Origin of the sequence: Sphingomonas sp. CCH15-F11, assembly GCF_001557005.1 — a bacterium.
GTDB lineage: Bacteria > Pseudomonadota > Alphaproteobacteria > Sphingomonadales > Sphingomonadaceae > Sphingomonas.
This window is the reverse complement of sequence record NZ_LSKG01000140.1, coordinates 1-4,626: the sequence shown is the minus strand read 5'-3', so window position 1 is coordinate 4,626 and position 4,626 is coordinate 1. Positions and strand designations below refer to the sequence as shown.

Below are 4,626 nucleotides of genomic sequence, written 5' to 3'. Positions count from 1 at the left end.
GATGGGCGCTTGCCGACCTGTCCCGGCACACGACAGATCCCGCTCAGCGCGCCAGCGCGGCCGCCCTGGCGTGCGCCGAGCTGGACGAGGCGTTTGCCCGACCCTGGCCAGTGCCGCTGCGCGGGCTGGGCGCGCTGGCGCTGCGGGCGCGCATGGACCTGGCGGTGCCGCACGACCAACCGGTGCCGCACGGCGCGCCGCGAAGGGTCGCGCGGCTGTTGTGGCATCGCATGTCAGGGCGATAAAGCCGATTGCCGCCACGCGATCGCCGCGCCAGAGTGACGCCAAGCGGTCACGATCGGGAGAGGGGACGCCAATGCTACGCTGGATCGCGGGGTTTGGCGCGCTCGTCCTGCTGGGCATTGGCGGGGGGCTATTGTTCTTCAGCGGCGCGAACAGCCAGACCCCGGCGCTGCCGCCACCGCCGGCCCCCGCAGCCGCGGAGGCACCCGTCGCGCCGATGCCCGACAACGTCCCCGCCGCGCCGGCCGCATCGCGCGAGGAGCGGCGCTTCAACCGCTATGACAAGGACCGTGACGCGGCGATCACGCGCACCGAATATCTCGCCAGCCGGCGCAAGGCGTTCGCGCGGCTGGACGTCAATGGCGACGGGCGGCTTAGCTTCGAGGAATGGGCGGTCAAGACGACCGAACGCTTTGCGAAGGCCGACGCCAACCGCGACGGCGCGATGAGCCGGGCGGAGTTCGCCACCACCGCGGTCAAGCGCAAGCCGGCGGCGGCGCGCTGCGCATGCCCGCCGGCAACGGGTGCGGACGCCGACGGCGAGTGAGCATCAGGCGGCGGCCCAGGCGCTGAACGCGTCGCGGGCGCGGGCGGTGTAGAGCAGCTTGCGATCGGCCTTCTTGCTGCGCACCGTGATCGGCGGCATCAGTCCGAAATTGACGTTCATCGGCTGGTAGCTTTCAACCGCCGCGCCGCCGGTGATGTGGCCGAGCAGCGCGCCCAGCGCGGTTTCGACCGGCGGCGGCGTCAAGACCTCGCCCTTCAGCTCGGCGGCGGCGAAGCGCCCGGCAATCAGGCCGATCGCCGCGCTTTCGACATAGCCCTCGCACCCCGTGATCTGGCCGGCGAAGCGGACATTGGGCCGCGATTTCAGCCGCAGCGTCGGATCGAGCAGTTCGGGCGAGCGGATGAAGGTGTTGCGGTGCAACCCGCCCAGCCGCGCGAACTCCGCCTGCTCGAGTCCCGGAATGGTGCGGAAGATGCGAACCTGTTCGGCATATTTGAGCTTAGTCTGAAAACCGACCATGTTCCACAGCGTGCCGGTCGCATTGTCCTGGCGCAGCTGGACGACGGCGTGCGGCCAGCGCCCGGTGCGCGGATCGTCGAGCCCGACCGGCTTCATCGGGCCGTAGCGCAGCGTGTCGAGCCCGCGCTCGGCCATCACCTCGATCGGCATGCAGCCTTCGAAATAGGGGACATCCTCCCACTCGCGGAACTCGGTCTTCTCGCCGTCGAGCAGCGCCTGGTGAAAGGCGCGATACTGGTCCTGGTTCATCGGGCAGTTGATGTAATCGCGCCCCTCGCCCTTGTTCCAGCGCGACTGGAACCAGGCGGTATCCATGTCGATCGTGTCGAAATGGACGATCGGTGCGATCGCGTCGAAGAAGGCGAGCGAGTCCTTGCCCGTTTCAGCACCGATCGCATCGGCGAGCGCGGGGGCGGTGAGCGGGCCGGTGGCGACGATCGCGGGGCCGTGTGGCAGCGCATCGACGCGTTCGCGCACCACCGTGATGTTGGGATGTTGGGCAAGGGCCGCCGTCACCGCATCGGCAAAGCCGTCGCGATCGACCGCGAGCGCCGAGCCGGCGGGCACCTTGTGCGCGTCGCCCATCGCCATGATGAGCGAGCCGAGCGCGCGCATTTCAGCATGGAGCAGCCCGACCGCGTTGCGCTCCGCATCGTCGGAGCGGAAGCTGTTCGAGCAGACGAGTTCGGCGAGCCGGTCGCTCTGGTGCGCCGGCGTCATCTCCCCCGATCCGCGCATTTCCGACAGCCGGACCTTGAGCCCCGCGCTGGCGAGCTGCCAAGCCGCCTCCGACCCGGCGAGGCCGCCGCCGATGATGTGGATGTCGCGGGTGTGGGTCATGCGTTCGTTTCGGGTGGAAGTTGACACTAGGTTGACACTGTGGGGCGTGGTCGAGTGGATAAAGACATCAATCGATAACGCAGCCGAGCCATCATTTCGAACGTCGGTCGGACAGACGGGGATCGAAACCGGCCTATTCCGCCTTGCGCGCGTTCACAAGGCTAACCGGTTACCGATAGCAGCGCGCTGCCATGTAGGACAGAGCGCTTGCGGAAGCAGCCGGGCGAGTCGCCCTTAAGCCTCTATCGCCAGCGGACGTAGGTACGTGCCACGCCTGCACAAGTCGCGCCAGTCAGCGCCAGCGCGGTCGAGAATGGTTGCGAAAAATCGAGCGAAGCAGCGATGAGCAGGCCGCTCGTGCCGCCCACAAGAAACCACACAGGATGTAACTGATAGACAAAGTTCAATTTTCCAAGGTTATACAGGGTGGCGCACCCTGCCAGAATTGGGATGAACGCCAGCAGAAAGCCGATTGCTGCGCTTATGATCAGAAGCCATACCGATCCGATCAGCGCTACGCCGAGTTCGAGGGCCGAAAAGGTGACTGGCTCGGGTCCGACCAGGGCCGACATGGCAAGACAGACAAGAAAGATCGGTCCTGCCAGTATCGAGCATTTGGCAGCGGTCGCGACATAAGGGTCGCGACCGCTGCTGTAGCTGGATCGTTCCGTGCTCACGCCAGTTCTCGCGCATCACGACCGTCAGTGAGCCAACCCGCAACCTTGCGCCCGAAATGCGAAATGGCACCCATGTTGAAGAAGTGCATCGCGCCGAGGACCAGAACCGCAAGGCCCACCTTGCTGCTGAGAAATCGGATCGCTGACGTGATGTTCGTTGGCTCGTCCCCAAGGCTGAGCGTTAGGGTGATGAACCCGATGTTGATCAGGTAGAACCCAACGACAAGCAGATGATTAGTCGACTTCGCCAATTGGGAATCATGGCCGAAGCATTGAATGAGAAACACCTCACCGTTCGTCGACAGCGTGCGCGCGACCCAGACCGTGAGACCGATCGTGATGAGCAGATAGAGCAGATAGGTTATCGCCACCATTGTTTGATCCTTCCGTATTTTCTGTAATTACCGAAAGCATTGGGTTTGACTGGGTGGTTCATGTCTGGTCAGGTTACTCCTTTTGTTTGCCGCTGCCGGGAATGAGGCGCGCGACGCGGGCGCCCATTTTCATCAGCGTGATCAGCGTCGGCTTCGGCAGGCCGCGGACTTGATCATACCAGCCGGAGAGCGTGCCGATGAATTCGTGCATCCGCATCACCCGTTCGCGCAGGTGCGGGGGGGCGGTCTTGTCCTCCCCGAGCCGGGCCGAGAGTTCCGCGAGCAGCTGGATCGTCGGATCGATCTCGCGCCGCTTGCGCTCGCTGCTGATCCGCATCAGCATTTCCCACAGATCGGTTTCCGCGACGAAATGATCGCGACGATCGCCCTCCACATGGACGCGGCGGATGATCGAATAGCTCTGAAGCTCCTTGAGCGCCGTCGAAACGTTGGAGCGCGCAAGCCCCAGCGTGTCGCAGATGTCCTCGGCCGTGATCGGCGACGCGGAAAGATAGAGCAGGGCATGGACCTGGGCGACCGAGCGGTTGACCCCCCAGTGCACGCCCATCTCCCCCCAATGGAGGATGAACGCCTTGGCATCGGAATGGTCGAACAACGACACTGTCCTCTCCGGTTTCTGTGAAAACAGAAATGTCGGAAATTGATGTGCATGTCAAGCGGGAGGATTTCGCACCTCCGGCTTGGTCTCGATCGGCTCGGCTGGCGAGCAGATCGTTTTCGTTGTGCCTGCGGACAGGCCCCGCACCCTCTTCTCTGAAAGACGCATGGGAGTCCCCGTCCTTCGATACACGCCTTCGACTTCGCTCAGTCGCATCTTGGGATGAGCGGGAACGGAAACTTTCACAAAGGTCGGCCATCTTTCCCTCGTCACCCCGGCCTTGAGCCGGGGTCCCGCTGCCTGATCCGGCGCGCGAGAAAGCGGGACCCCGGGTCAAGCCCGGGGTGACGGGAAGAGTCCTGCCGCGCAGCGATCAACATGCGCTTTCTGACTCAGGCGCTCAGGATGAGCGGTGCCTACGGACGTTATCTGGTGATGAATCCCGGGCTCATCCGGGAAGCTGGACCGTGCCGTCGCCATCCCGGCTGAGCGGGGCGTGGACGGTGATGCTGGCCATGGTCAGGCGGCCGTAGAGATGCGGGAACAGGGCCCCGCCGCGCGAGGCTTCCCAGCGAATGGCGTCGCCCAGGGGCGCCAGGTCGACCGCGGCGATCCAGAGGTCGGACTGGCCAGCGAAATGCCGGTCCACCGTCTCGGTCACCTGATCGGCGGTGGAGAGGTGGATATAGCCATCGGCGAGGTCGACCGGCGCGCCGTCGAAGCGGTCTTCGCGCAGTGCGGCCATCTGGTCGGCAGTCAGGATCTTGTAGGCGGTGGCGGGGTGGGTCATCGCGCGGTCATGCCCACCCCCGGCCCCTCCCGCAAGCGGGAGGGGTGGATCAGGGG

At 65.0% G+C, this 4,626-nt stretch carries 6 protein-coding genes and 1 pseudogene; 2 read left to right on the top strand and 5 right to left on the bottom strand.

The genetic code is table 11. The features are described 5' to 3' along the window. A pseudogene (locus AX709_RS19215) lies at positions 1-245 on the top strand (squalene/phytoene synthase family protein); the annotation flags it as partial. Between the two features lie 71 nt (positions 246-316). Next, positions 317-790, top strand: coding sequence for a hypothetical protein (locus AX709_RS13845; protein ID WP_066550222.1), 474 nt, complete (start codon positions 317-319; stop codon positions 788-790). Positions 791-793: 3 nt separating this feature from the next. Here the strand turns inward: AX709_RS13845 and trmFO are convergent, their stop codons facing one another. The 5 genes from trmFO to AX709_RS13820 all read right to left on the bottom strand — a co-directional run bounded on the left by trmFO (position 794) and on the right by AX709_RS13820 (position 4,570). Continuing rightward, complete coding sequence (gene trmFO / locus AX709_RS13840; RefSeq protein ID WP_066550220.1) at positions 794-2,110, bottom strand: methylenetetrahydrofolate--tRNA-(uracil(54)-C(5))-methyltransferase (FADH(2)-oxidizing) TrmFO; 1,317 nt, start codon at positions 2,108-2,110, stop codon at positions 794-796. A gap of 242 nt (positions 2,111-2,352) precedes the next feature. After that, positions 2,353-2,787, bottom strand: coding sequence for a hypothetical protein (locus AX709_RS13835; RefSeq protein ID WP_156454277.1), 435 nt, complete (start codon positions 2,785-2,787; stop codon positions 2,353-2,355). Beyond that, complete coding sequence (locus AX709_RS13830) at positions 2,784-3,161, bottom strand: hypothetical protein (protein WP_066550214.1); 378 nt, start codon at positions 3,159-3,161, stop codon at positions 2,784-2,786. The genes AX709_RS13835 and AX709_RS13830 overlap by 4 nt, the downstream gene beginning before the upstream one ends. A 73-nt stretch (positions 3,162-3,234) precedes the next feature. Next, positions 3,235-3,783, bottom strand: coding sequence for a GbsR/MarR family transcriptional regulator (locus AX709_RS13825; protein WP_066550212.1), 549 nt, complete (start codon positions 3,781-3,783; stop codon positions 3,235-3,237). A 445-nt stretch (positions 3,784-4,228) separates the two neighbouring features. Continuing rightward, positions 4,229-4,570, bottom strand: a complete 342-nt coding sequence (locus tag AX709_RS13820; protein ID WP_066550209.1) for a DUF952 domain-containing protein — start codon at positions 4,568-4,570, stop codon at positions 4,229-4,231. Positions 4,571-4,626 lie beyond the last annotated feature (56 nt).